General features: G+C 62.3%; 24 protein-coding genes. 4 read left to right on the forward strand and 20 right to left on the reverse strand.

Features of this window, described 5'->3' with window-relative positions; genetic code table 11:
- Nucleotides 1–38: 38 nt before the first annotated feature.
- From BACI9J_RS15405 to BACI9J_RS15500, 20 genes are all read right to left on the reverse strand, one after another.
- Nucleotides 39–1,445 carry a S8 family serine peptidase gene (locus BACI9J_RS15405; protein WP_159735153.1) on the reverse strand — a complete coding sequence of 469 codons (1,407 nt, stop codon included), beginning with the start codon at nucleotides 1,443–1,445 and terminating at the stop codon, nucleotides 39–41.
- Complete coding sequence (locus BACI9J_RS15410; RefSeq protein ID WP_159735154.1) at nucleotides 1,442–2,410, reverse strand: Ppx/GppA phosphatase family protein; 969 nt, start codon at nucleotides 2,408–2,410, stop codon at nucleotides 1,442–1,444. The genes BACI9J_RS15405 and BACI9J_RS15410 overlap by 4 nt, the downstream gene beginning before the upstream one ends.
- Nucleotides 2,407–3,090: a DUF501 domain-containing protein gene (locus BACI9J_RS15415; RefSeq protein WP_201296590.1), complete on the reverse strand. Its 684-nt coding sequence runs from the start codon at nucleotides 3,088–3,090 to the stop codon at nucleotides 2,407–2,409. The genes BACI9J_RS15410 and BACI9J_RS15415 overlap by 4 nt, the downstream gene beginning before the upstream one ends.
- 68 nt (nucleotides 3,091–3,158) lie before the next feature.
- On the reverse strand, nucleotides 3,159–3,893 hold the full coding sequence (locus tag BACI9J_RS15420; RefSeq protein ID WP_159735156.1) for an FtsB family cell division protein: 735 nt from the start codon (nucleotides 3,891–3,893) through the stop codon (nucleotides 3,159–3,161).
- A 148-nt stretch (nucleotides 3,894–4,041) separates the two neighbouring features.
- A complete protein-coding gene (gene eno / locus BACI9J_RS15425; RefSeq protein ID WP_026542844.1) occupies nucleotides 4,042–5,322 on the reverse strand; it encodes a phosphopyruvate hydratase in 1,281 nt (426 codons plus the stop codon).
- A gap of 116 nt (nucleotides 5,323–5,438) precedes the next feature.
- Complete coding sequence (locus BACI9J_RS15430; RefSeq protein ID WP_442858644.1) at nucleotides 5,439–6,158, reverse strand: MazG nucleotide pyrophosphohydrolase domain-containing protein; 720 nt, start codon at nucleotides 6,156–6,158, stop codon at nucleotides 5,439–5,441.
- Complete coding sequence (locus BACI9J_RS15435) at nucleotides 6,136–7,278, reverse strand: adenosine deaminase (RefSeq protein WP_159735157.1); 1,143 nt, start codon at nucleotides 7,276–7,278, stop codon at nucleotides 6,136–6,138. Before BACI9J_RS15435 ends, BACI9J_RS15430 begins: the two co-directional genes overlap by 23 nt.
- A 28-nt stretch (nucleotides 7,279–7,306) precedes the next feature.
- The gene (locus BACI9J_RS15440; RefSeq protein WP_159736494.1) at nucleotides 7,307–7,999 is read right to left on the reverse strand and encodes a DedA family protein; all 693 of its coding nucleotides are present in this window, start codon (nucleotides 7,997–7,999) and stop codon (nucleotides 7,307–7,309) included.
- Between the two features lie 193 nt (nucleotides 8,000–8,192).
- Nucleotides 8,193–8,843: a DedA family protein gene (locus tag BACI9J_RS15445; protein ID WP_159735158.1), complete on the reverse strand. Its 651-nt coding sequence runs from the start codon at nucleotides 8,841–8,843 to the stop codon at nucleotides 8,193–8,195.
- 90 nt (nucleotides 8,844–8,933) lie between these two features.
- On the reverse strand, nucleotides 8,934–10,244 hold the full coding sequence (locus BACI9J_RS15450) for a thymidine phosphorylase (protein WP_159735159.1): 1,311 nt from the start codon (nucleotides 10,242–10,244) through the stop codon (nucleotides 8,934–8,936).
- Entirely contained in the window at nucleotides 10,241–10,645 is a 405-nt protein-coding gene (locus BACI9J_RS15455) for a cytidine deaminase (RefSeq protein WP_159735160.1), read from the reverse strand. The genes BACI9J_RS15450 and BACI9J_RS15455 overlap by 4 nt, the downstream gene beginning before the upstream one ends.
- Nucleotides 10,646–10,647: 2 nt before the next feature.
- Nucleotides 10,648–11,937 (reverse strand): ABC transporter permease, encoded by a 1,290-nt coding sequence (locus BACI9J_RS15460; RefSeq protein WP_159735161.1) that lies wholly within the window; start codon nucleotides 11,935–11,937, stop codon nucleotides 10,648–10,650.
- Nucleotides 11,934–13,289 carry an ABC transporter permease gene (locus BACI9J_RS15465; protein ID WP_159735162.1) on the reverse strand — a complete coding sequence of 452 codons (1,356 nt, stop codon included), beginning with the start codon at nucleotides 13,287–13,289 and terminating at the stop codon, nucleotides 11,934–11,936. Before BACI9J_RS15465 ends, BACI9J_RS15460 begins: the two co-directional genes overlap by 4 nt.
- Entirely contained in the window at nucleotides 13,282–14,799 is a 1,518-nt protein-coding gene (locus BACI9J_RS15470) for an ABC transporter ATP-binding protein (RefSeq protein ID WP_159735163.1), read from the reverse strand. The genes BACI9J_RS15465 and BACI9J_RS15470 overlap by 8 nt, the downstream gene beginning before the upstream one ends.
- Before the next feature lie 134 nt (nucleotides 14,800–14,933).
- Nucleotides 14,934–16,040, reverse strand: coding sequence for a BMP family lipoprotein (locus tag BACI9J_RS15475; protein WP_442858645.1), 1,107 nt, complete (start codon nucleotides 16,038–16,040; stop codon nucleotides 14,934–14,936).
- 245 nt (nucleotides 16,041–16,285) lie between these two features.
- Nucleotides 16,286–17,305 carry an NADP-dependent oxidoreductase gene (locus BACI9J_RS15480; protein WP_159735165.1) on the reverse strand — a complete coding sequence of 340 codons (1,020 nt, stop codon included), beginning with the start codon at nucleotides 17,303–17,305 and terminating at the stop codon, nucleotides 16,286–16,288.
- A complete protein-coding gene (locus BACI9J_RS15485; protein WP_062066863.1) occupies nucleotides 17,302–17,733 on the reverse strand; it encodes an organic hydroperoxide resistance protein in 432 nt (143 codons plus the stop codon). The genes BACI9J_RS15480 and BACI9J_RS15485 overlap by 4 nt, the downstream gene beginning before the upstream one ends.
- A gap of 69 nt (nucleotides 17,734–17,802) precedes the next feature.
- Complete coding sequence (locus BACI9J_RS15490; RefSeq protein ID WP_159735166.1) at nucleotides 17,803–18,237, reverse strand: MarR family winged helix-turn-helix transcriptional regulator; 435 nt, start codon at nucleotides 18,235–18,237, stop codon at nucleotides 17,803–17,805.
- Between the two features lie 122 nt (nucleotides 18,238–18,359).
- Entirely contained in the window at nucleotides 18,360–19,565 is a 1,206-nt protein-coding gene (locus tag BACI9J_RS15495; RefSeq protein WP_024820064.1) for an amidohydrolase, read from the reverse strand.
- A gap of 111 nt (nucleotides 19,566–19,676) precedes the next feature.
- Complete coding sequence (locus BACI9J_RS15500; protein WP_159735167.1) at nucleotides 19,677–20,810, reverse strand: mannose-1-phosphate guanylyltransferase; 1,134 nt, start codon at nucleotides 20,808–20,810, stop codon at nucleotides 19,677–19,679.
- A 253-nt stretch (nucleotides 20,811–21,063) separates the two neighbouring features.
- Between BACI9J_RS15500 and sdhC the strand changes: the two genes are divergently transcribed.
- The 4 genes from sdhC (at nucleotide 21,064) to BACI9J_RS15520 (ending at nucleotide 24,590) form a co-directional block, all read left to right on the forward strand.
- Nucleotides 21,064–21,444 (forward strand): succinate dehydrogenase, cytochrome b556 subunit, encoded by a 381-nt coding sequence (sdhC, locus tag BACI9J_RS15505; protein WP_011773978.1) that lies wholly within the window; start codon nucleotides 21,064–21,066, stop codon nucleotides 21,442–21,444.
- Between the two features lie 3 nt (nucleotides 21,445–21,447).
- The gene (locus BACI9J_RS15510; protein WP_017197835.1) at nucleotides 21,448–21,909 is read left to right on the forward strand and encodes a succinate dehydrogenase hydrophobic membrane anchor subunit; all 462 of its coding nucleotides are present in this window, start codon (nucleotides 21,448–21,450) and stop codon (nucleotides 21,907–21,909) included.
- A 99-nt stretch (nucleotides 21,910–22,008) separates the two neighbouring features.
- The gene (gene sdhA, locus BACI9J_RS15515) at nucleotides 22,009–23,808 is read left to right on the forward strand and encodes a succinate dehydrogenase flavoprotein subunit (protein ID WP_089594136.1); all 1,800 of its coding nucleotides are present in this window, start codon (nucleotides 22,009–22,011) and stop codon (nucleotides 23,806–23,808) included.
- A complete protein-coding gene (locus BACI9J_RS15520; protein ID WP_011773975.1) occupies nucleotides 23,808–24,590 on the forward strand; it encodes a succinate dehydrogenase iron-sulfur subunit in 783 nt (260 codons plus the stop codon). Before sdhA ends, BACI9J_RS15520 begins: the two co-directional genes overlap by 1 nt.
- The last annotated feature ends 312 nt before the right edge of the window (nucleotides 24,591–24,902 follow it).

The raw sequence follows: 24,902 nt of genomic DNA on the forward strand, positions 1-24,902 counted from the left end.
AACCCCAGAGTACCGTACTTTGTGAAAATCTTCACTAACTACGTCCGGGTGGGCGGATCCACCTTCAAAAGGGCGCCCGTTTCGGGCTCTTCGGGCACTGCCGGCGGGTTTTTTGAAATCCTTCGCAGCTGAATCGCCGCACCGGCTACCAAAGCAATAAACAACGCGCCAAAACCAAGTACGACGGCGGCGGGAAGGGCGTCGTCCATGGTGGCCGGGGTTTTTGCAACAGGTACGGTGGGATCGGCCAGCGTAGGCGCGGCACTGGTTGGACTTGCCACGGGCGCCGGTTCCGGTTCGCTGAAGACCCCCCGCCGGTGGACACGGATCCAGTCTCCGATGGAACCCAGCGGGTTGGAGTCGGTGACGGGCACGTCATTCTTCAACGCGGCCTCGGCATTGAGAATGCCGTAACCATAAATGGGGTCCTTGCCGGGAGCGCCGGCATCTTTGGCCGTGCTGACAATCCTGTTGATGACCTGGGTGGCGCTCATTTCCGGCCACTTGGAACGGATCAGTGCTGCCACACCTGAAACGATGGGGGCCGCTCCGGACGTGCCTGCCCATTCGGCGTACGAACCTCCGGGGATACCGCCCACCAGTTTCTCCGCAGGGGCAGCCACGCCGATGCTGATGCCCTGGGACGAGGAGTCCACGCTGGCGCGCCCTTCACCGTCCAGCCCGGCTACCGTGAGGACGCCGGGAATGGTTGCGGGGGCACCAACCTGGACGTTGCCGCCCACCCGGTTTCCCGCGGCGGCAACAATCACCACATCCTTTTGCTCCGCGTAGAGGAACGCTGCGTCCCAACTCTGCGGCCAATCGGGCGAAGTGCTCCCGAGCGAAATGTTGATGACCTTGGCGCCGTTATCAACCGCCCAGCGCACAGCCTCCGGTATCTGTTCCTGGTCTGTTTTACCGCCCGGGTTGGGCGAGCCGAGCCAGGTTGAGATGGCCAGAATCTCCGCCTCGGGCGCCACTCCCGTGATTCCGTCCGGTCCCCCGGCAGGCGGAGCGGTTGGCGGCGGAGGCGTGGGAGCAGGCGACGCCGAAGCGGATGGCGAGGCTGAAGGGGGCGGCGCAGGTGCCGGGTGACCACGCCCGGCCAGCATGGTGGCCACCAGGGTGCCGTGCTCGGTGTTGGCACCGATGCTCTTTTGTCCGTTGGGGGCACCGGCACCGGAGACATCCGTTCCACCCACCACCACGCCTTTGAGGTCCGGGTGGCTTCCGTCAACACCGCTGTCGATGATGGCGACCTTCACCCCAGCACCCTTGGACACCTGCCAGGCGTTGGTGACTCCTGATTCCTTGAGCCAGTACTCCTTGTCCCGCCATGCGTCCGCGTTGGCGGCCGGTGCCCACATCAGCGCACCTGCCAGCGCCCCGCCTGCCAGTGCGGTGGCAAGGGCAGCGGAGATGGTGCGTCGGTGGCGCAATGTCATTGGCCGTCCCGGATACTCAAGGCGATTCCGTCAAGGATGTCGTGCTCACTGGCCACGGCCTCGCGGATGAATCCGTTGCTGATCGAAGCCAAGCGGCCCAGGATACGACGCCACACCAAGGCGCCCGCGCCGATGACGTCCACTCGCCCGGGGTGCATGAACGGAAGAGCGGCACGTTCGTCCCGCGTCATTTCCAACAGGCTGGTGCACGCATCCGTAATGGTTTCCAGATCCAGCGAAGCACCGTGGATGCGGTTGGGCTGGTACTCGCTCAGGCCAAGTGCGTGCGCGGTGATGGTGGTGATGGAACCGGCAACGCCCACCACGGCCGTGGCGCGGTCCAGCGGCACCGTCTGCGCGGCAAGATCAAGCGCGGCGTCGACGTCGGCCTCTGCCGCGGCGATTTGGGCAGCACTGGGCGGATCACTGCGAAGGTGACGTTCAGTGAGCCGGACACAGCCAACATCAACCGAGCGCGCCGCGATCACTCCGCGGGAGTCGCCCAGCACGAATTCGGTGCTGCCGCCGCCGAGGTCCACCACCAGGATGGGATCATTCCCCATGGCGGGCAGGACACTGCTTGCGCCGGCGAAGGACAGCGCAGCTTCTTCGTCCCCGGAGATCACCTCCGGCTGCACTCCCAGGAGTTCCCGGATGCCGTCCACAAAGACCTGGCGGTTACTGGCATCGCGCGTGGCCGACGTAGCGGCGAAGCGGATACGTCCCGCGCCGTGTTCCTTGATCAGTTCCGCGTAGTCGCGCGCGGCCGCGAACGTGCGCTCCAGGGCCTCGGGAGCGAGCTCACCCGTTGCATCCACGCCCTGGCCAAGCCTGACCACGCGCATTTCCCGCACGACGTCGGTCAGGGGACCCGTTGCATCCCTCTCCAAAGTTTCCGGGGAAGCATCGGCAATGAGGAGACGGATGGAGTTGGTTCCGCAATCAATGGCGGCCACCCGGCTCATGCGCTGCCCTCCTGCAAGTTTTCCGACTCGGTCTTCGGCTTCCGTACCGGCGCGGGACGCCCCACGATCTCCGGCAGTCCCTGCGGACCATGGCGGCTCAAGTCCCGGGATGGTGCCTCGCCGGCCGTGTCCCAGGCGCCGTCGCAATAGCAACGGTCCTTGGTCCACCACTCGGTAATGGAGGCCAGTGCCTCATCACCCAGAGGATTGATGCCCGGACCGGCAGCCAACGAGTGGCCCACCAGAACATGGAGGCACTTCACGCGGGTAGGCATGCCGCCTGCTGAAATGCCGTCAATCTCCGGCACCGCTCCCGTGCCGGAACGGTGCGCAATCTCATTGCGGGCCTGAAGGTAGGCATCGTGGGCTCCATGATAGGCAGCAGCGAGCTCCTGATCGGCAGTCAGCCGCTCATTCATCTCGTTCATCAGGCCGCCCGCTTCAAGCCGCGACACTGCGGAGGTGATCACCGGGTGGGTCAGGTAGAACGTGGTGGGAAACGGGGTTCCGTTGCTGAGCCTGGGAGCCGTAGCCGCCACCAAGGGGTTGCCGCAGACGCACCTGGCCGGGATCTCTACAACATCCCGGACCGGCCTCCCCAACTGGCGGCTCAAAACCTCAAGATCGTGTGCTGATGGCTGGCGGGATTCCTGCGGCACGGCTGCCGTGTTCTCTTCCACTTGCGCTGCCAACCTTCCTGCCCCTTTTGTCATGTCCCATGCGGACACGACGGCGGCGGGCACCGCGTCTAGTCAGTTGCCGATCGTCTGATTGACTCCCAGAGAGCATCCACCCAGGGCAGATTCTCCGGGTTGGCCGACGATCCGGAGCCGGTGCGGCCACCCGGTGTGCCGGCGGCTTCTTCTCCCCCAAACACCCAGTAACCTGTTTCACCCGGCATAACCATGTTAATGCGGTCGCGGGCCTGCTGTTTCACGTAGTTGGGGTCCTGCCACCGGGAAAGCTGTTTGTTCAGCTCTGTTTGCTCAGCTTTCCTGCCGGCGATTTCCGCTTCCAGCGCGGAAATTTCGGCGCGTTTCTCCAGGAAAATCTTCACGGTGGGGGCCAGCAGGATAGTGATGGCAATCATCACCACGGCCAGTGCAAGCATCCGGCCGGAGAATGCTTTTGCCGGTACCGGATCGAGGTCGCGGTCATCCTTGGCAGTGCCCGGTTTCCCGGAGCCCTGGCGCTTATTCGCAGTATTGGAGTCCGCAACTTTGTATGACGTCCCCGCCGGCTTCTTGCCCGCTGGAGTCTTAACGCCGGCAGGCGCTTTGCCGCCAACCGGCGTCGACGTCTTTGGCGTTGCACGCTCACCGCCAAACTCAGCCTTGATGACCTCGGCCCCCGAGGATGGCTTGCCGCCGTCGCCGGACGGAGCGGAACTACTCGAAGGGCGGCTGGCACCGGGAGTGCGGCTGCCACTGGGCTGGCTGCCAAGGGCGTCGGCCCTGGGTACCTTTGGACGACGGGTGGCCATGACACTCCTGTAATGCCCGGTGCTTGCCTGGCGGTTTGCTGCGCTTGCTGTTTCTGACCTGGCCTGTGTGAAGCGGAACCGGCGTTAAACAGAACCGGCGGCCATGGTCTTTCCACCATAGCCACCGGTTAGCTGTTTTCGCTGAAGGCTAGCCCTTGAAACGCGGGAACGCGCTGCGGCCAGCGTAGCGTGCGGCGTCGTCGAGTTCTTCTTCGATGCGCAGCAGCTGGTTGTACTTGGCTACGCGCTCGGAGCGGGCCGGGGCACCGGTCTTGATCTGACCCGCGTTGGTGGCAACGGCGATGTCAGCAATGGTGGTGTCCTCGGTTTCGCCGGAGCGGTGCGAGGTGATGGTGGTGTAACCGGAGCGCTGAGCCAGGGAAACTGCGTCCAGCGTCTCGGTCAGGGAGCCGATCTGGTTGACCTTGACCAGCAGGGAGTTGGCCGTGGCCGTCTCGATGCCCTGCTGCAGGCGGACCGGGTTGGTGACGAAGAGGTCGTCGCCAACAAGCTGAACCTTGTCACCGATGGTGTCGGTGAGGGTCTTCCAGCCCTCCCAGTCGTTCTCGTCCAGCGGGTCTTCAATGGAGACCAGCGGGTAGTCGGCAACGAGCTCAGCGTAGTAGGCGCTCATCTCGGTGGCGGAAAGTGCCTTGCCTTCGAACTGGTAAGCGCCGTCCTTGTAGAACTCGGAAGATGCAACGTCCAGTGCAAGGGCGATGTCCGTGCCCGGGGTGTAGCCGGCGTTCTTGATGGCTTCCTGGATCAGGTCCAGTGCCGCACGGTTGGACGGCAGGTTGGGGGCGAAGCCACCTTCGTCGCCGAGGCCGGTGGAGAGGCCCTTTTCCTGGAGGACAGCCTTGAGGTTGTGGTAAACCTCAACGCCCCAGCGGAGGCCTTCGGAGAAGGTCTCGGCACCGATCGGGGCGATCATGAATTCCTGGATGTCCACGTCGGAGTCGGCGTGCGAACCGCCGTTGAGGATGTTCATCAGCGGAACGGGCAGCACGTGGGCGTTCGGGCCGCCCAGGTACTTGTACAGCGGCAGGTCAGCAGAAGCTGCGGCAGCGTTGGCAACGGCCAGGGAAACACCCAGGATGGCGTTGGCGCCGAGCTTGCCCTTGTTGGGCGTGCCGTCCAGGTCAATCATGGCCTGGTCGATGCTGCGCTGGTCGGTGGCGTCGAAACCAATCAGGGCCGGGGAGATCTCGTCGATGACGGCGTCAACGGCCTTCTGGACACCCTTGCCGAGGTAACGGCCCTTGTCTCCGTCGCGAAGCTCAACGGCCTCGTGCTCGCCGGTGGAGGCACCGGAGGGAACTGCTGCGCGGCCGATCTGGCCGTCGGAGAGCAGGACCTCAACTTCTACGGTCGGGTTTCCGCGGGAATCAAGGATCTCGCGTGCGTGGATGGCATCGATAAGCGCCATGGATGTGCTCCTTATGGGCGAATTACAGGAATGTGGAGGGAAATTCTCAACGTCCTCGTCGCTACTAGCGTAGTCGAGAGTGGCTTAGGTTACGGCACGGCTTCCAACAGCTCACGTCATGAAGGCGGAGCCTGGGTGTTCTGAAACGATCGGACCGCTGCACGAAGGGCCCGTTCGGCGTCGAGTCCTTGTTCCCTGGCCCCGGCGACGACGGCGAGCAGCAGCTCACCCAGCGCCTCTTCCGTGGCCGGAACAGCAGGAAGCCCGACGGCGGCCGGCGCGCCTGCCGCTTCAACGGACAGGCCTGCGCGGACTGCCCTGTCAATGGACTTCTGTGCCGCTGCCAATGCAGGAAGGTGTGGCGGGATGCCTTCAAAGGGGTCCTCCCGCTCCGGCTTCTCGGCGCGTTTGGCGGCATCCCACTTGACGATGATTTCCTCGACGCTGGCTGGAAAACTTTCCTGCAGGGAACCGTCCGCCTTGAACACGTGCTGGTTGCGTCGGACCATCTTGGCGTTGATGCCGCGGGCTACGGCAGCAAAATCAAAACTGCCGCGCTCCTCGGCGAGCCGGGCATGAAGCACTACCTGAAGCAGCACATCGCCCAGCTCGCCGCGAAGCTCATGGTCAACAGCACCCGCTTCGATCGAGTCCACCACTTCGTAGGCTTCCTCAATCAGGTACTCAACCAGCGACTCGTGCGTCAGCGCACCCATCCAAGGGCAGTGCTCACGCAGCGCCGCGATGGTCCCCAACAGCTCCAGGAGCTCAGGGACCTCGCCGGCGTTCTTGTGCGCCGCCCCGTGGGAGTCGTTAGCCGAGGTTGGCGTAGGCATCGTTGATGAACTCAACCAGGGCTTCGCGCTCGTCCAGCGGCAGGAAGGCTGCCTCTGCGGCGTTCAGTGTCAGTTCGAGCAGATCATCGAGGTCGTAATCGAAGGTCTCCACCAGGAGTTCGAACTCGTCCGTCAGGGTGACACCACTCATGAGACGGTTGTCAGTGTTGATGGTGACGTTGAAGCCGAGCTGGAAGAGCATGTCCACCGGGTGGCTTTCGATCCCGTCGCCAAAGCCGGAGATTGCACCCGTCTGCAGATTGGAAGACGGGCAGATTTCCAGGGCAATTCCCCGGTCCCGGACCCAGGCGGCAATACTGCCGATGGTCACCATGCCTACGGTGTCCTCGCCGTCGTCGTCGGAGTTGTCCTCGAACTCCACCGAGATATCCTCGGCGATCCGCACGCCGTGGCCCAGGCGCAAAGCCCGTCCATCCACCAAAGCGGACTGGATGCTCTCCAGGCCGGCGGCTTCGCCGGCGTGGACTGTTGCCGGGAAGTTGTTCTCGGCCAGGTAGGTGAAGGCGTCCTTGAAGCGGGACGGCAGGAAGCCGTCTTCAGCGCCGGCGATGTCGAAGCCCACTGCGCCGTTGGCACGGTGGCGGACAGCGAGTTCGGCGATTTCCTGGCCGCGGTCTGCGTGGCGCATGGCAGTGATGAGCTGCCCCACCTGGATCTGCTGGCCGCGTTCTTCAGCGGCGTCCATGCCGGCCTCAAGACCGGTCTGGACTGCTTCCACAACTTCGTCCAGGGTGAGGCCCTGCTGCAGGTGCTGTTCGGGGGCCCAGCGGACTTCGCCGTACACCACGCCGTCCTCGGCCAGGTCTTCCACGAATTCCTTGGCTACCCGGAACAGGCCTTCCTTGGTCTGCATGACAGCGATGGTGTGGTCAAAGGTTTCGAGGTAGCGGACCAGCGAACCGGAGTCCGCCGATTCGCGGAACCATTCGCCCAGCGCTACGGGATCGGTGGAGGGCAGTGTGTGGCCGGCGGCCTCGGCCAGCTCGATGATGGTGGCCGGGCGGAGTCCTCCGTCCAGGTGATCGTGGAGGGAAACCTTGGGCAGGCTCTTCAAATCGAAGTCGAGGGCAGGGGCAGCGTCAAGAATGGGCTCAGTCACGTACTAACTGTAGGGGGACGGCAGGAGCTTAGCCAGCGGGTTTGGAGAGGTCCACACCGGCGGCCGCTTTGTGCGGCAGCTCGGTAGGCTGCGCAGCCGGTGCCAGGTTGCTTGCAGCCGCGTCACGGGCCAGGTCCTTCTTTTCCAGGTACTTGTGCCACCAGCGAAGGGCGTGATCTACCACGATGCCCAGAATCACGGCGAAAGCCACCGCAATTCCAACGCCCAGCAGCGGGTTATTGTGCACCCACTGGCCTGCAAGCAAGCCGATGCCGATGGAGTAGGCAACCCAAGTGACGCAGGCGAACGCGTCCAGCCAGAAGAAAGTCCGGTGGCGGAACCCGGTTTGTCCGGCAACATAGTTCACCGCAACCCGGCCCCACGGAATGTACCGGGCCGTGAAGATGAGGACCGCGCCGCGCTTATCCAGCTCGTATTGCGCCCAGGCGAACATCTTCTGGACCTTTGGCCTGCGCATCCACTTCCAGCGGGTGAGGCCGATTTTCCGGCCCAGCATGTAGGCCATGTTGTCCCCGGCCATGGCACCTACCAGCGCAGTGGCCCCCAGAATCCACAGGTTGGGTTCTCCGCTGTGAAGGGACAGCGCCGAGAGACCAACAATGGCTGTTTCACTGGGCAGGATGGTGGCAAAACCGTCAATGAAGAAGAAGACCAGGAGTACCGGGTATATCCAGGGCTGCCCGGCTGCATGCTCGAGCATTTGGTTCAAAGACTCCACGCGGCGGTAGCTCCTAGACGAATATGACTTGACAGTGTGACGGAAGTCGCTCTTAGTGTCCCATGGCCGGGACGTCGTTCGCTACGCCCCAGCCCCGGGATCACACGCTTAACGCTATAGGTGGTGATAACGTGCCGTCGTCAACCGCCGGGCTGATCTTCCCGGGGCGGATGCGTCATACCGTGGGTGGAGTAGGGGCGTCTTCTTCCGGGATGTTCTTGCCGTCCAAGGGCACGGATCCGCGGACTTTGCTGATGATCCGATCAATGATGATGCCCAGGATCACTGCAACCACAATAGCTATGACGGCTCCCAGGAGATGGTTGTCCTCGAACCAGACGCCGAAGAAATAGCCGAGGATCACCGAATACGTGGCCCACAGGATGGCGGACATGGCCGTGAGGGCCACGAAGCGCCGGTGGTGGAAGTGTGTGGCGCCGGCCGTCAGGTTAACCGCCACCCTGCCGATGGGAATGAACCGGGCCACCATGATCAGCGAGGCCGAGCGGCGTCGAAGTTCCTTGCCTGCCCAACGGAAGGCGCCCTGCATCCGCTGGGTGCGCATCCACCGCCACCGTTGGACTCCGATGCGTCGGCCGAGTATGTAAGCGATGTTGTCTCCGGAGAACGCCCCCAGCGCTGCCATCAAGCCGAGCAACCACACGTTGGGCGAGCCGCTGCTTCCGGAGACCGCGCTGAGCCCTACCACCACGGATTCGCTGGGGATGGGCGGGAAGAATCCATCAATCACACAGCAGGCCAGCACCAGGAACAACACCCATGGCTGCTCGGCCGCTGCGAGGATGAAATCGTTGATGCCCTGCACGGTTTCCTTACGGTAGCCGGCTCCCCACAGGCGCCGGATGACTGGTGTTCCGGGCTGTTCTTTTAAGGAAACAGCCCGGAACACTTAAGCCTAGGCGATGCGATCGATGATGAGCTGATGCGCCGGGCGTGAGCCCTCGGGAGCGATCACCACGGAATCCTGGAGCGCTTCCTTGGCCCTTTCGAACTTCCCGGGGGTGTCCGTCAGAAGGGTCATCAGTGGCTCGCCCGCCCGGACCAGGGCACCGGGCTTGGCATGCAGGCGCACACCTGCTCCGGCCTGGACTTGATCCTCTTTGCGGGCACGGCCGGCTCCGAGGCGCCAAGCGGCTACGCCCACAGACAGCGCATCCAGTTCCACCAGGACGCCGTCCGCCGGAGCGTAGATGACCTCGGACTCCTTTGCCACCGGAAGCGCTGCACGCGGATCTCCACCCTGTGCTTCGATCATCCGGTTCCAAACATCCATGGCACGCCCGTCCTTCAACGCGGCTGCGGGATCGGCGTCGTGGATACCTGCACCGGCCAGCATCTCCTCGGCCAGCCGGACAGTCAGCTCGACGACGTCTTCCGGACCGCCGCCGGCAAGAACCTCCACGGATTCCTCAACCTCAATAGCGTTTCCGGCGGTCAGGCCCAACGGCGTGGACATATCCGTGATCAAAGCGACGGTATGCACGCCGGCATCCTTGCCCAAGGCCACCATGGTCTCGGCCAGCTCCCGGGCCCGGGCTTCGTCCTTCATGAAGGCGCCGGAACCCACCTTGACGTCAAGCACCAGAGAACCTGTTCCTTCAGCAATTTTCTTGCTCATGATCGAAGAAGCAATGAGCGGAATAGCCTCAACGGTGCCTGTGACGTCGCGCAAGGCATAGAGCTTCTTGTCCGCTGGAGCGAGCCCGGAACCCGCTGCACAGATGACGGCACCCACCTCCTGGAGCTGAGCCATGATTTCGTCGTTGCTGAGGTTGGCCCGCCACCCGGGAATTGCCTCCAGCTTGTCCAAGGTGCCGCCCGTGTGGCCCAGCCCGCGACCGGAAAGCTGCGGAACCGCGACGCCGAACACGGCCACCAGCGGCGCCAGCGGCAAGGTGATCTTGTCCCCCACGCCCCCGGTGGAGTGTTTGTCGCTGGTAGCCTTCCGGCCGCCGTCGGGCGTTGTCAGCGACGAGAAGTCCATCCGCTCGCCCGAGGCGATCATGGCCGAAGTCCAACGGGCAATCTCGGCGCGGTCCATGCCGTTGAGCAGGATGGCCATGTTCAGGGCCGCCATCTGTTCCTCGGCGATCACCCCGCGGGTGTAGGCATCAATGGTCCAGTCAATCTGCTCGGGGCTGAGCGTTCCTTTATCCCTCTTGATGGAGATGATCTGGACGGCGTCGAACGCTTCGGTGCTGGTCACGCGGTTTCCTCCAGGTGTTCAGGACCAAAGGCATCAGGCAGAACCTGGTCCATGGATTTGATTCCCTGCGTTGTCATAAGCTGCATCCCGGGAGCTCTGAACTCGTAGAGCAACTGGCGGCACCGCCCGCACGGCATGAGGATATTGCCCTGGCCGTCCACACAGTAAAACGCGGCGAGCCTTCCGCCCCCTGTCATGTGGAGCTGGCCAACAAGGGCGCATTCGGCACATAGGGTTAGCCCGTAGCTGGCATTCTCCACATTGCAGCCGCTGATGATCCGGCCGTCCTCGGTGAGGGCCGCAGCCCCCACCGGGAACTTGGAGTATGGTGCGTAGGCATTGAGCATGGCCTGCTTTGCTGCCTCTTCCAGCGCTTGCCAATCGATGTCATTCGCCGGCATCGTCAACCCTTCACGTACGGTATGCCGCTGGCCGCCGGTCCCCGCGACTTACCCACCAGACCGGCGACGGCGAAGATGGTCACCAAATACGGCAGCATGGCCATGAACTGGCTCGGAACCGGCGTACCGATGATGCCAAGGATCGACTGCAGGTTGTAGGCGAAGCCAAACAGGAGCGATGCCAGGAACGCTCCGATCGGATTCCACCGGCCAAAGATCAAAGCCGCCAAGGCTATGAAGCCGCGACCGCCGGAAATGTCCTTGGTGAAGGAGTCGATGGTCACCAGGGTGAAAACAGCACCACCGATGCCTGCGATGGCGCCACCAAGGGTGACGTTCCAGAAGCGGGTGGCGTTGACGTTGATGCCCAGCGTGTCAGCAGCCTGCGGGTGCTCACCGACGGCGCGGACCCGAAGTCCCCATCGGGTTTTGAACAAGCCAAACCACACCACCGCAACGGCAATGTACATGAGGTAACCCGCGATGGACTGTTCGAACAGGATGGGGCCAATGATGGGGATGTCCGAAAGCAGCGGGATCGGCAGGATATCGAGCCGGCCCGGGGTGTTGAACTGCTCTTTGTTGGGAACCATCAAAGTGCCGTACAGGAAGCCCGTGAGGCCGGAGACCAGCACGTTCAACACAACGCCCACAATGATCTGGTTGACCAAGTACTTGATGCTGAAGACCGCCAAAACCATGGACACGGCAGCACCTGCGGCAGCCGCGGCTATCAGGCCGATGTAGGGGCTGCCCGTCATGGTGGCTACCAGCGCAGCGGTGAAGGCACCGCCCAAAAGCTGACCCTCAATGGCGATGTTCACTACGCCAACACGCTCGCAGAGCACGCCCGAAAGAGAGCCGAAGACCAGTGGCACTGCCAGCGTCACCGAGCCGGCCACCAAGCCGGCCAGCGAGATGGAGGGCTGGCGGGCGCCTGCGACGATCCACACCAGGAGGGCGAAGACGAACACCACCGCGAAGGCGATGGGCAACCACTTGGGTGACCGCTCTCCCTGCGTCCAGAGGTAGATGGAGTAAGCGGCCATGGCAAGGAGCAGAATGCCGAAGACCACCCCGCCCACCTGTCCCGGGATCATCAGGGCAGGCACGGCAACGGCGTCGCCGGCGTCGCTGATCTTCATCTCCGCGGTCTGGTCCGGGCCCAGGAAGCCGAAGAAGACCAAGGCTATGAGAGCAAGGACGCCAAGTGACAGTGGAACTTTCATGGACGGCCGGAACGCCGGCAGCGCCGTTGAACCCGACTTCGGAGCGGTGGTTGTCGCGCTCATTTGGCACCTCCGGAGGCGTTGACCAGGGCAGCCTTGGGAGCCGCTTTTGGTGTCTTGTTCTTCTTCTTGGGCTCAAGCCGGAAGATCGACTTGATAAGCGGCGGTGCGGCGATGAACAGGACGATCAGGGACTGCACCACCAGCACGATGTCGATTGGCGTTCCCGTCTGGATCTGCATCTGCACGGCCCCTGCGCGGAAGGCTCCGAACAGCAGGCCAGCAAAGAACGTCCCCCAAGGCGTACTGCGTCCCAGCAGGGCAACAGTGATGGCATCAAAACCGATCTGGGCAGCGACGCCGCCGGTCAGCACCTTTTCAGTACCGGCCACCTGGGCAATACCACCGAATGCAGCGAGGGCACCGGCCATGGCCATCACCAAAATGGTGGCGCGGGAAACCTTGACGCCGGCGGTCCGTGCCGCGATGGGATTTGCGCCGACGGCACGGAACTCGAAGCCGATGGTGGACCTGTTCAGCAACCACCACACGCCGTACGTCAGGGCTATGGCCACCAGGAAGCCAACATGGAGCCTGGACCCGGGAATGATGACGGGGTACGTGGCCGATTCGTCGAGGCGTGGCGAAATGGGACTGTTGTCCCCCGGCCGCCGGAACGCAGCCGTGTTCAGCAGGAAGTCCAGCAGGAACAGGGCCACGTAGTTCAGCATGATGGTCACGATCACCTCATGCGCACCCGTCCGCGCCTTGAGGATGCCAACAATGGCACCCCAAAGAGCACCGCCAAGGACGCCCATGATGATGACTACCAGCAGGTGCAGGCCGAACGGCAGGTGCCAGGCGAACCCTACATAGGCAGCGAGTGTGGCACTGATGATGATCTGACCCTGGGCACCGATGTTGAACAGGCCGGCGCGGAATGCCAGTGCAACACCCAGGCCGGCGCAGATCAGCGGCGTTGCCACGGTCATGGTTTCCAGTACGGGCTTGAAACCCTCGCGCGGATTGAAGACAGCACCTTGGAAGAGGGCCACGTAGCTCTCCGTCATGGCTGACCACAACGCGCTCAGGAAGTCCGTGGGCCGGGCGAAAAGATAACCTGCGGTTTTGGCCACCTGGGCATCCGTACTGGCGATCAGCAGCCCGCCGAGGAACAGCGCCACAATGACCGCAAGGACGGAGACAAAGCTGTTGCCCATCACAATTCTGCGTACCAGAGTGTTCTGATGCGGCCCCGAGTCTCCGCTTTGGGAGGACACCGGCACGATGGAGGGCTCAAGCATGCCCCCTGCGGTATCGAGTGAGACATCTGCCGCACGGAGGTCCGCTGCGGACTGGTCCCCGGTAGACAGTGCAGGTGTTTGCTCGTTGTTGGACTGATTCTTCTCAGTCATCGGAGCCTCCTTCAGGGCCGACGCCGGCCATCATCAAACCAAGGGTGTCGCGGGGTGTTCCAGCGGGGACAATCCCCACGAGCTTGCCCTTGTACAGCACGGCAATCCTGTCTGCGAGTTCAATGACCTCATCAAGTTCGGTGGAAACGATCATGACCGGGGTTCCGACGTCGCGCTCGGCAACGATCCGCTTGTGCAGGAACTCGATGGAACCAACATCCACGCCGCGCGTGGGCTGACTGGCGATGAACAACCGCAGCGGGCGGGACAGCTCACGGGCCATCACCACTTTCTGCTGGTTGCCGCCGGAGAGTGTTCCGGCGGCCGAGCCTGCGGAAGGCGTCCGGATATCAAATTCTTCAATCTTGGCTTTGGCATGCTCGGCAACCTTGGCCGGTTTCATGCTGATACCGCTGGCAAACGGGGCTTGGTCGTACAGATCCAGCACCAGGTTCTCTGCCACGGAGAACGGCCCTACAAGCCCGTCCACTGTCCGGTCTTCGGGGACGAAGCCGACGCCGGACCGCAAGACGTCCTTGACGGGAAGGCCCAGCAGTTGCTTGCCGTCCAGCGTCACCGAACCGGTCACGTGGTCCTGAATTCCCAGGATGGCTTCGGTCAGTTCCGTTTGGCCGTTGCCTTGGACACCGGCGACGGCGAGGATCTCGCCTTGGGCGATGTCGAAGCTGATCCCGTCCACCACGTTGGTGCCATTGGCTGCCCGCACCGTCAGGTTCTCCACCACGAACGTGGTTTCCTTCCGCTGGGCCGGGGCTTTGTTCAGGCTCAGGCTGACGGGGCGGCCCACCATCATGGAGGCCAGTTCAGTAGCTGATGCCGTGGGTGGAGCGTCCCCCACTACTTTGCCGCGGCGGACCACCGTGATGACGTCCGAGACTGCTTTTACTTCACGGAGCTTGTGCGAGATGAACACAATCGACGTGCCGCCGGCTTTGAGCTGCCGCATGATGTCCAGGAGTTCATCGGTTTCCTGCGGCGTCAGCACGGCGGTGGGCTCATCAAGAATGAGGACCTTTGCTTCGCGCACCAGCGCCTTGATGATCTCCACCCGCTGCTGAACACCTACGGGGAGGTCCTCCACCAGGGCATCAGGATCCACATCAAAGCCGTACTGGTCCGAAATCTCCCGGATTTTCTTCCGGGTTTCATCCATGCTGAGGACACCGCCGAAGGTGGTGGGCTCAGCGCCGAGGGCAACGTTTTCTGCCACGGTGAAGACGGGAACCAGCATGAAGTGCTGGTGCACCATGCCGATGCCGGCCGCCATTGCGTCACCGGGTCCACGGAAGTTGACCGGCTGGTCATCTACCAGGATCTGGCCCGCTGTGGGTTCATACAGCCCGTACAGCACGTTCATAAGGGTTGATTTGCCGGCGCCATTTTCTCCGAGAAGGCAATGGATCTGGCCGGATTCGACCACGAGGTCGATGTCTTGGTTGGCGTAGAAGGTCCCGAAGGCTTTCGAGATCCCCTTCAATTCGAGTTTCACAACTCCCACCGTTCTGTGAGTCCGAGGGACGGCTGCACTGCTCCAAAGCCACTGGCTTTGGGCCCAGCCTAGTCAGGGCAAAAACGCGCCGCCAGTACCGGGGCTCGGTACTGGCGGCGCGTCCAGGAATTGCTTTACTTCTTGGGGCTCGCTGCCGATTCGACAACCAGCTTGCCGGAGACAATGTCAGTCTTCAGTGCATCGAGCTCGGACTTGGTTTCAGCGGTGACAGCGGAGTCGAGATCGTGGAACGGTGCGATCGCAACGCCATCGTTCTTCAAGGTGCCGACGTAGGCTTCGTTGGTGAACTTGCCTTCGGTGTCGTCCTTCACCACGGTTTCAACGGCTTCGCCCATCTGCTTGACCACGGAGGTCAGCATCAGGTCCTTGTACTCGGGAGCAGTGAGGTAGCCGTCGGAGTCAACCCAGATGAGTTTGACGTCCTTGCCGCCTGCCTTGGCTTCCTTCAGCGCGGCGCCTGCACCCTTACCCACCGGCCCTGCAACGGGCATGATGATGTCCGCACCCTGGTCCAGGAGGTTAATGGTGACCTGCTTGCCGGTGTCCTGCTTCTCGAAGTCGCCAGTGAACGAGCCGTCCTGGGTGTTCTTATCCCAACCGACAACCTGGACGGATTTGCCCTTGGCCTTGTTGTAGGCCTGGACGCCGTCATAGAAGCCATCCATGAAGATGGTGACCGTGGGGATCTTGATACCGCCGAAGGTACCTACCTTGCCGGTCTTGGACGTAGCCGCAGCCGCGTAGCCGGCCAGGTAAGCCGCCTGTGCCGTGTCATAGACGATCGGCTTGACGTTGGTGATGGGGGTTTCGTACGAGTAGTCGATAATCGCGAAGTGCTTGTCAGCGTTCGCCGCCGCAGCAGCCTTCGTGGCATCGCCCAGGAGGAAGCCAACGGTAACCGTGAGGTTGCAGCCGGCGGAGACCATGCCGTTGAGGTTGGTTTCGAAGTCACTGTTGGCCTTGGATTCGGCCGACTTCACGGTGATGCCCAAATCAGACTCAGCCTTCTTGAGGCCTTCGAACGAGGACTGGTTGAAGGACTGGTCATCGAATCCACCGGAGTCGGAAACGATACATCCAACAAAGTCGCTCTTGGTAGCGGCGCCGGATCCGGCGTCGGGAGCCTGTCCACAGCCGGTCAGCAGGAGTGCTGCTGCACCGAACGTGGCAACACCGGCCATTGAACCGCGCTTCAGGGTGGCACGCAGTGGTTTCTTCAATTTTCCTCCAGGAAGAAAGTGATTGGCGCTACGACGGATGGTCAATGAGTGTCCGTTTCCTATACCTGAGGCAGAAATTCTGTTTTCACTGATGCTCGCAGCTGCGCCGAAGCGCATTGATGACACCAACACTAGTGGCCTGGAACACACCCAGCTACCACAAATGATCCCTCCAGGTCAGATTGTTGACCTTTTGTTACCAAGCAGTAGCTGAGTGTGCAAGTCACAGGCGATTTACCTGTGGATTAGAGGCGAACCAACATCTTTCCTGTATTCGCACCGTCCAGGAGATCCATGAACGCCTGCGGGGCGTTTTCCAAACCGTCAACGATCGTTTCGTCGTAGCTGACGGATCCATCGGCCAACCAGCCGGCCATCTTCCGGGCGAACTCGGGAGCGTGCTGACGCTGGCCACCCACCAGGAATCCGCGCATGGTTAGCTGCTTGCCAATTGCCTGCATGAGGTTGCGGGGAGCCGCCGGCGGCTCGGTGGAGTTGTATTGTGCGATCGCACCGCACATGGCGATGCGCCCGCCCACAGTCAACGTTGCCAGTGCAGCCTCAAGGTGCTCGCCACCGACGTTGTCGAAGTAGACGTCGATCCCGCGCTCCCCTGCTGCTTCACGCAGCTGGTCAAGAACCGGACCATCGTTGTAGTTGAAGGCGGCGTCAAAGCCGAGTTCCAGCAGGCGGGCCACTTTCTCGGCCGAGCCGGCGCTGCCAATGACCTTGGAAGCGCCCATGGCCTTGGCGATCTGGCCCACCATGGATCCCACGGCACCCGCGGCGCCGGACACGAAGACAACTTCGCCTTCCTTGAACTCGGCCACTTTGAGCAGGCCGGCGTAGGCGGTAAGGCCGGTCATGCCCAACGCGCCGAGGAACGCGGAGGTGGGGGCCAGCCCTGAGGGAACCGGCGTAGTTGCCGCAGCGTCCACTACGGCGTGCTCACGCCAGCCGAGTTGATGCACGACGACGTCACCCACCTTGTGCGCGTCCGAACGGGACGCGATGACCTCGCCGACTGCACCGCCGTCGAGCGCTGCACCAATCTGGAACGGAGCCGAGTAGGACTTGACGTCATTCATGCGGCCGCGCATGTAGGGGTCCACGGACATGAACTGGTTCTTGACCAGGATCTGTCCGTCGCCGAGCTCAGGCAGCCGGGCCTGGGTGAGGCGGAAGTTCTCCGGGGCCGGACGGCCAACCGGGCGGGAGGCCAGCTGGATTTCGCGGGTTTCTGCGGGCGTGGAAACGGCGCTCATGCTGCGAACTCCACGAGCTTGAGGTCTACTGCCATGTTGCCACGGGTGGCGTTGGAGTAGGGGCAAACCTGGTGTGCTTTGTGCATGAGCTGCTCTGCCGTTTCACGGTCCAGGGCGGGCAGTGCGATTTCGAGTTCGGCAGCCAGGCCGAAGCCTTCGCTGTCGGTCAGCGCGCCGATGTGGATCCTGGCTGCGACGGCCGAGTCGGTCAGGTCCACGCGCTCCTTGCGGCCCACCAGGCGGAGAGCGGAGTGGAAGCAGGCAGCGTAACCGGCAGCGAAGAGCTGCTCCGGGTTGGTGCCTTCGCCGTTGCCGCCAAGCTCCTTGGGGCTGGCAAGTGCGACATCCAGCTTGCCATCATTGGTGCGGGCGTTGCCGTCGCGGCCTTCGCCGGATGCCAATGCCTCAGCGGTGTAAAGAGTCTTCATGGTGTTTCCGTTCTCTTTGGGAAGGGATATCCCGGGATTTTCCGGGAAGTATTTCAAAGTGAGCTGTTCTCAGAGCGAGCTGTTCAGGGCTGTTGTGAGCTTGCCGAGCGTGGCGTGCAACTGCCCGATTTCCTCAGGCGAGAGTCCGGCGGCGTCAGCGAGGCGCTGGGGTACAGCCTGGGCGCGGTCGCTTAAGGCCGTTCCGGCGTCGGTGAGGACCACATCCACACGGCGCTCATCCTCGGCCGAGCGGTGGCGTTCCACCAACCCCATGGCCTCCAGGCGCTTGAGCAGAGGTGACAACGTTCCCGAGTCCAAGCCGAGTTCCGCACCGAGTTCGCGGACGCTGCGGGGCTCCTGCTCCCAGAGGACCAGCATCACCAAGTACTGCGGGTACGTCAGGCCGAGGTCCTCCAGCACGGGGCGGTAGACCGCCGTCGCGGCTTTGGACGCCGAGTACAGCGCAAAGCAGACCTGGTGGCGGAGGCGGGGTGCATCACTCATGACTAAAACGATAGTGCACAATTCAATTGTGCACAACTCATCCCGGCCGTTCGTACCCAACTAAGGGACAGCACTTGCTCCAATGAGTGCTCATTAGGACAGGAGCTGTCCCCCAGTTGGGTTTACTGCTCGAGGTCGCGGATGGTGCGCAGGGCAGCTGCGGTCAGGACGCGGATGGCGTAGCCGAGGGCACGTTCATCAACAATGAAGTCGCCGCGGTGGAGATCGTACTCTTCGCCGCCGGGGGTGTGCGTGCCCAGGCGCATCATGGCTCCCGGAAGGTCAGCCAGGAACCAGGCGAAGTCCTCGCCACCCATGGACTGCGGCGTAAGGACCACAGCGTTTTCACCCAGCTCAGCGCGGGCGGAGGCCTCGATGAGGGCGGTCTCGTGCTCGGAATTCACCACGGGAGGCACGCCGCGGGTGTGTTCAAGGTGGACGTCCACGCCGTAAGGCGCGGCGACCTGCCGCACGACGTCGTCCAGCAACTCCCCCGCGCTGTGCCAGGCATCGCGATCCAGGCAGCGCATGGTGCCGGCCATGTAGCCGGAGCCCGGGATAGCATTCGGCGCTGAGCCGGCTGAAATCTGGCCCCACACCACTGAAACACCACTGCGGACATCCACGCGGCGGGAAAGGACAGCAGGAACGTTGACCGCGATTTGCGCCAGCGCAAACACCAGGTCCTCGGTCAGGTGCGGCCGTGACGTGTGGCCGCCCCGGCCGGAAAGCTCAATTTTGATGGTGTCCGAGGCCGACGTGATCGCACCGATGCGGGTACCAATCTGGCCCACATTGATCCGGGGGTCACAATGCAGCGCCAGGATGCGCGGCACCCCTTCAAGCACGCCCTGCTCAATGCAGGACAACGCGCCGCCAGGCATGGTTTCCTCGGCAGGCTGGAAAATGATCCGGACCGTGCCGCCCAACGGATTATTCTTGTGCATCCGCTGCAACGTCAAAGCGATGCCGAGCATGGCGGTGGTGTGGACGTCGTGACCGCAAGCGTGGGTAACGCCGTGGTTCTTTGAAGCAAACGGCAGGCCGGTTTCCTCAATGATCGGCAGGGCGTCAATGTCCCCGCGGAGGGCCGTAGCAATCGGCCCCTCGCCCACATCTACCGTTAACCCGGTCTCCTCCAACCGCCGCGGTTTCAGCCCTGCTGCTTCCAGGCGCTCCACCAGCTTGTCCGTGGTGCGGAATTCCTTGAAGGACAACTCGGGGTGCGCATGGAGGTCACGCCGGAATTCAATGAGTCCGGGGAGCAGTTCATCAACCCAAGGACTCACAACGGGAGCGGGCTCGGTTTCAGTGGTGTAATTGCGCACGTCACAACTCTAGCCATGCACGGCTCCCGAAGAACGAAAGCCACCTCTTGGTTACGCCGCGTTCAGACGCAGGACAACCAAAGAGGTGGCTCACGGTATAAGCAGGATGTACTACAGCACGTCCGTATCGCCACTGGCTTTCAGGGCATCAACAGTGCCCTTGACCAGTTGCGCATGCTCCTTGGTGGTGACCAAAAGGGCGTCCGGAGTGTCCACAATGACCACGTCCTTGATACCGATCAAGGCGATGACGCGCTTGGTATCGGAGACCACAACACCGCTGGCGTTCTCGGCAAAAACACGTGCGCCTTCGCCAAGAACCGTTACTTCATCGACGTCACCTGCGTTGTTGAGGCGGCCGATCGCGGCGAAGTCACCGACGTCGTCCCAACGGAAAGTGCCAGGCACGACGGCGACATCTCCGGCTTCCGCTGCGGGCTCCGCAACGGCGTAATCAATGGCGATTTTCGGCAACGTCGGCCACACGCGCGACGTCACTTCCGTGCGCTGCGGAGTGTCCCAGGCCTCTGCGATTTCCTGCAGGCCCTTGAACAGTTCCGGCTGGTTGGCCTCAAGGTGCTTGAGCATGAGCGCAACGGGAGCCACGAACATGCCGGCGTTCCAGACGTAGTCCCCTGCCTCAACATATTTGTTGGCCACTTCCTGGCTGGGCTTCTCCACGAACTCCGCAACAGCAAGCGCGTTCGGGGCGCCCTCCACGTTCAGGGCAGCACCGGAGCGGATGTAACCGAATCCGGTAGAGGGGTGGGTGGGCTTGATGCCAATGGTGACGATCTTGCCGGTGGCCGCGGTATAGATAGCCTCGCGCACGGTCTCCAGGAAGAGATCGTCCGGGCTGATGACCTGGTCCGCAGCGAAGGAACCCATGATGGTGTCAGGATCGCGGCGGTAAAGGATGGCGGCGGCAAGGCCGATTGCGGCGCCGGAGTCCTTGGGCTCGCTTTCCAGCACCAATTCATCGTCCCCGATCTCGGGGAGTTGGCGGCACACGGCGGCGCGATGTGCCTCGCCGGTAACAACAAGGACCCTTTCACCGGCAAGCGGTTCCAAGCGGTCATAGGTAGCCCTCAACAACGTGCTGCCGGAACCGGTCAGGTCGTGGAGGAACTTGGGCGCAGCGGCACGCGAGAGTGGCCATAGCCGGGTCCCCACACCGCCCGCCGGAATAACCGCATGGAAGCGGTTTAATGGCGATTCCGGGTATTTCGCGTCTTCTGTACTCACCGCAACACTTTATCCTGTGCCGACGGGAAGCCCTGCAGCAGGACACACGTGTGGCGTTCGTCTCAGACAGTGCCGAAAATCGCCTGAATATGGGCAGGAAACATGGAATTAACAAGCAAAGAAGCCCGTCCTAAATTGAATATGCTGTTAGCGAAGCCTAGATTTAGGCGTGAGCTACGAGTGCTCTCGCAGCAGGCGTTCCCCCCGCGTGGATCCCATGCCAGCGCCGCTGTGTTGCAGGAAGGTTTAATCAGTGCCGACAAAACCAGCTGGCACCTTGTACCGCGGCCGTGAAGGCATGTGGTCCTGGGTTGGACACCGCATTACAGGTGTAGTGATCTTTTTCTTCTTGTTGGTCCATGTGCTGGACACCTCATTGGTGCGCGTGTCCCCTGAGGCCTACACCGCTGTTATTGGTGCCTACAAGAACCCCCTCATGGCCCTGGGTGAAACGGGCCTGGTCGCCGCGATCATCTTCCATGCCTTCAACGGCCTGCGTGTGATTGCCATCGACTTCTGGAAGAAGGGCGCGAAGTACCAGCGCCAGTTGCTGTGGGTCGTGCTTGCACTGTGGCTTGTCACGTTCGCAGGCTTCGCTATCCGCCACCTTTCCCTCGCGCTGGGAGGCCACTAAGCCATGACAACCATCGAATCCCCACGCAGCGGCAAGATCGCTCCGAAGTACAACCGCACCGGCTCCAGCCGCGGCAACTTCGAAATGATCGCCTGGCTGTTCATGCGTCTCTCCGGCATCGTCCTGGTGGTGCTGATCTTCGGCCACCTGTTCGTGAACCTGCTGGTAGGCGAGGGCATCCACGCGATCGACTTCGGCTTTGTTGCCGGCAAGTGGGCCGATCCGTTCTGGCAGTTCTGGGACCTGGCCATGCTGTGGCTCGCCATGCTGCACGGCACCAACGGCGTCCGCACCATCATCAACGACTACGCCGAGAAGGATTCCACGCGCTTCTGGCTCAAGATGGTCCTCTACGCGGCCACCCTGGTCATCATCATCCTTGGCACGCTGGTGATCTTCACCTTCAACCCGTGCCCCGTCGTCGACGGCGTTCAGTTGCCTGGCGGTTTCTGCCCGGCCCCGTAGCGGCGCCTACCGGCACACTCACCGAGTGAACCGGTTCGCCTGACGTAGCGGAGCAGCCTCCGCCGACCATCTGAATTTTTGAAAGAGAGAGCATCTGGTATGCAGGTCCATAAGTACGACGTCGTCATTGTCGGTGCAGGTGGCGCCGGCATGCGCGCCGCGATCGAATCCGGTCAGCGAGCACGCACCGCGGTACTGACCAAGCTCTACCCCACCCGCTCGCACACAGGTGCGGCCCAGGGTGGAATGTGCGCAGCACTGGCCAACGTCGAAGAAGACAACTGGGAATGGCACACCTTTGACACCATCAAGGGTGGGGACTACCTGGTTGACCAGGATGCCGCCGAGGTCATGGCGAAGGAAGCCATTGACGCCGTGCTGGACCTGGAAAAGATGGGTCTGCCGTTCAACCGCACGCCCGAGGGCCGGATTGACCAGCGCCGCTTCGGTGGCCACACCCGTGACCACGGCAAGGCACCCGTTCGCCGTGCTTGCTACGCAGCTGACCGTACCGGCCACATGATCCTGCAGACGCTGTACCAAAACTGCGTCAAGCACAACGTTGAGTTCTACAACGAGTACTACGTCCTTGACCTGCTGATCGTCGAAGAAGACGCAGTGCGCGAAGACGGCACACCGTACAAGCAGAAGCGTGTTGCCGGCGTGGTCTCCTACGACCTCGCTTCCGGTGAACTGCACGTCTTCCAGGCCAAGTCCGTGGTGTTCGCCTCCGGCGGCGCAGGCAAGGTCTTCAAGACCACGTCCAACGCACACACCCTCACCGGTGACGGCATGGGCATCGCGTTCCGCCGCGGCATCCCCCTGGAAGACATGGAGTTCTTCCAGTTCCACCCGACCGGTCTGGCCGGCCTGGGCATCCTCCTCACCGAGGGTGCACGTGGTGAAGGTGCCATCCTGCGTAACTCCGAAGGTGAGCGCTTCATGGAGCGCTACGCCCCCACCATCAAGGACCTTGCGCCCCGTGACATCGTGGCCCGTGCCATGGCCAACGAAGTGCGAGAAGGCCGCGGTTGTGGTCCCAACAAGGACTACGTCCTTTTGGACCTGACCCACCTTGAGCCGGCGCACATCGAAGCCAAGCTTCCGGACATTACGGAGTTCGCCCGCACCTACCTGGGTGTGGAACCGTTCACCGATCCCGTTCCCGTGTTCCCCACCGCGCACTACGCCATGGGTGGCATCCCCACCAACATCACCACTGAAGTGCTCCAGGACAACGACACGATCGTCCCGGGTCTCTACGCAGCCGGTGAAGTTGCCTGTGTGTCCGTTCACGGCTCCAACCGTCTCGGAACCAACTCGCTCCTGGACATCAACGTCTTCGGCAAGCGCGCCGGTATCGCTGCTGCGGAGTACTCAAAGACAGCCGACTACGTTGAGCTGCCCGAGGACCCGGAGGCAATGACCCGCGGCATCCTGGACGGACTGCTGACCGGCAACGGCACCGAGCGTGTTGCGCAGATCCGCAAGGAACTGCAGGACACCATGGACGCCAACATGCAGGTGTTCCGCACCAAGGAATCCCTGGAACAGGTACTGCGCGACATCGCTTCCTTCGAAGAGCGCTACAAGCACGTCACCGTTCAGGACAAGGGCAAGCGCTTCAACCTGGATCTCCTGGAAGCAGTTGAGCTGGGCTTCCTCCTGGACATGGCCAAGGTCATGACCGTTGGTGCACTGCACCGTGAAGAGTCGCGCGGTGGCCACTACCGCGAGGACTTCCCGGACCGCAATGACGAAAAGTTCATGAAGCACTCCATGGCTTACCTGGACACTTCCGTCACCGTCGACTCCTCGGCGGAATCTGTTGCGGGCATCCGTCTTGAGACGAAGCCCGTCATCTTCACCCGTTACGAGCCGATGGAGCGTAAGTACTAATGACGACCGAAATGGCAGAGCCCGCTTCCAAGATCGAGCTCCCGGCAAGCGTTGCAGGCGACGGTGAAATTCCCACCTTCCACATCACGCTGCGCGTACGCCGCTACGATCCCGAAATCTCGGACGAAGCACGCTGGGATGACTACAAGCTGACCATGTACGGCACGGACCGCGTGTTGGATGCCCTCCACAAGGTCAAGTGGGAGATTGACGGCAGCGTTTCCTTCCGTCGCTCCTGCGCCCACGGCGTGTGTGGCTCCGATGCCATGCGCATCAACGGCCGCAACCGCCTCGCCTGCAAGACGCTGCTGAAGGACCTGGACACCACCAAGCCCATCACTGTTGAGCCGATCAAGGGCCTCCCTGTGGAGAAGGACCTGATTGTGGACATGGAGCCGTTCTTCCAGTCCTTCCGCGAAGTCATGCCGTTCCTGATCAACAAGGGCCATGAACCCACCAAGGAACGCCTGCAGTCCGTTGAGGACCGTGAGCGCTTTGATGACACCACCAAGTGCATTCTGTGCGCCGCCTGCACCTCGTCCTGCCCGGTCTTCTGGACCGATGGCCAGTACTTCGGTCCGGCCGCGATCGTCAACGCCCACCGCTTCATCTTCGATTCCCGCGATGACGCCGGCGACATGCGCCTTGAGATCCTGAACGACAAAGAAGGCGTGTGGCGTTGCCGCACCACCTTCAACTGCTCGGAAGCATGCCCCCGTGGCATCCAGGTGACCCAGGCTATCGCCGAGGTCAAGCAGGCCATTCTGGCCCGCAAGATCTAGTTGATCGTTCCCTGGGAACGAGCAGAACTTAGAACAAGCACGACGACGGCGCCGCTCACCACTGATGGGGCGGTTTCTAGTGGTCGTTGCAACACTGCTGGTGTTATGTGGTCATTAGTAGATCACGCAGACGCTCGGCTGGGGTATCCCAGTCGAGCGTTTTGCGTGGGCGGCCGTTGAGTTCCTGGGCGACAAGCCTCCCTCTGCTCAGGGGTAGATCTCGCAAACTTCCGGGACTCCGAGGAAACATCGCTTAAATGCGGCACGGTCGTTGCAACTCCCAAAAATCTAGGGTGTTGCAACGACCGCTAG

Source organism: Arthrobacter sp. 9V (assembly GCF_902506065.1).
Classification (GTDB): Bacteria; Actinomycetota; Actinomycetes; order Actinomycetales; family Micrococcaceae; genus Arthrobacter.

Bases quoted from the DNA above. Each gene is read 5' to 3' on its own strand.
- BACI9J_RS15405 (WP_159735153.1), bottom strand. From the start codon at position 1,445: ATGACATTGCGCCACCGACGCACCATCTCCGCTGCCCTTGCCACCGCA.
- BACI9J_RS15410 (WP_159735154.1), bottom strand. From the start codon at position 2,410: ATGAGCCGGGTGGCCGCCATTGATTGCGGAACCAACTCCATCCGTCTC.
- BACI9J_RS15420 (WP_159735156.1), bottom strand. From the start codon at position 3,893: ATGGCCACCCGTCGTCCAAAGGTACCCAGGGCCGACGCCCTTGGCAGC.
- eno (WP_026542844.1), bottom strand. From the start codon at position 5,322: ATGGCGCTTATCGATGCCATCCACGCACGCGAGATCCTTGATTCCCGC.
- BACI9J_RS15430 (WP_442858644.1), bottom strand. From the start codon at position 6,158: ATGCCTACGCCAACCTCGGCTAACGACTCCCACGGGGCGGCGCACAAG.
- BACI9J_RS15440 (WP_159736494.1), bottom strand. From the start codon at position 7,999: ATGCTCGAGCATGCAGCCGGGCAGCCCTGGATATACCCGGTACTCCTG.
- BACI9J_RS15455 (WP_159735160.1), bottom strand. From the start codon at position 10,645: ATGCCGGCGAATGACATCGATTGGCAAGCGCTGGAAGAGGCAGCAAAG.
- BACI9J_RS15460 (WP_159735161.1), bottom strand. From the start codon at position 11,937: ATGAGCGCGACAACCACCGCTCCGAAGTCGGGTTCAACGGCGCTGCCG.
- BACI9J_RS15465 (WP_159735162.1), bottom strand. From the start codon at position 13,289: ATGACTGAGAAGAATCAGTCCAACAACGAGCAAACACCTGCACTGTCT.
- BACI9J_RS15480 (WP_159735165.1), bottom strand. From the start codon at position 17,305: ATGAGCGCCGTTTCCACGCCCGCAGAAACCCGCGAAATCCAGCTGGCC.
- BACI9J_RS15485 (WP_062066863.1), bottom strand. From the start codon at position 17,733: ATGAAGACTCTTTACACCGCTGAGGCATTGGCATCCGGCGAAGGCCGC.
- BACI9J_RS15490 (WP_159735166.1), bottom strand. From the start codon at position 18,237: ATGAGTGATGCACCCCGCCTCCGCCACCAGGTCTGCTTTGCGCTGTAC.
- BACI9J_RS15510 (WP_017197835.1), top strand. From the start codon at position 21,448: ATGACAACCATCGAATCCCCACGCAGCGGCAAGATCGCTCCGAAGTAC.
- sdhA (WP_089594136.1), top strand. From the start codon at position 22,009: ATGCAGGTCCATAAGTACGACGTCGTCATTGTCGGTGCAGGTGGCGCC.
- BACI9J_RS15520 (WP_011773975.1), top strand. From the start codon at position 23,808: ATGACGACCGAAATGGCAGAGCCCGCTTCCAAGATCGAGCTCCCGGCA.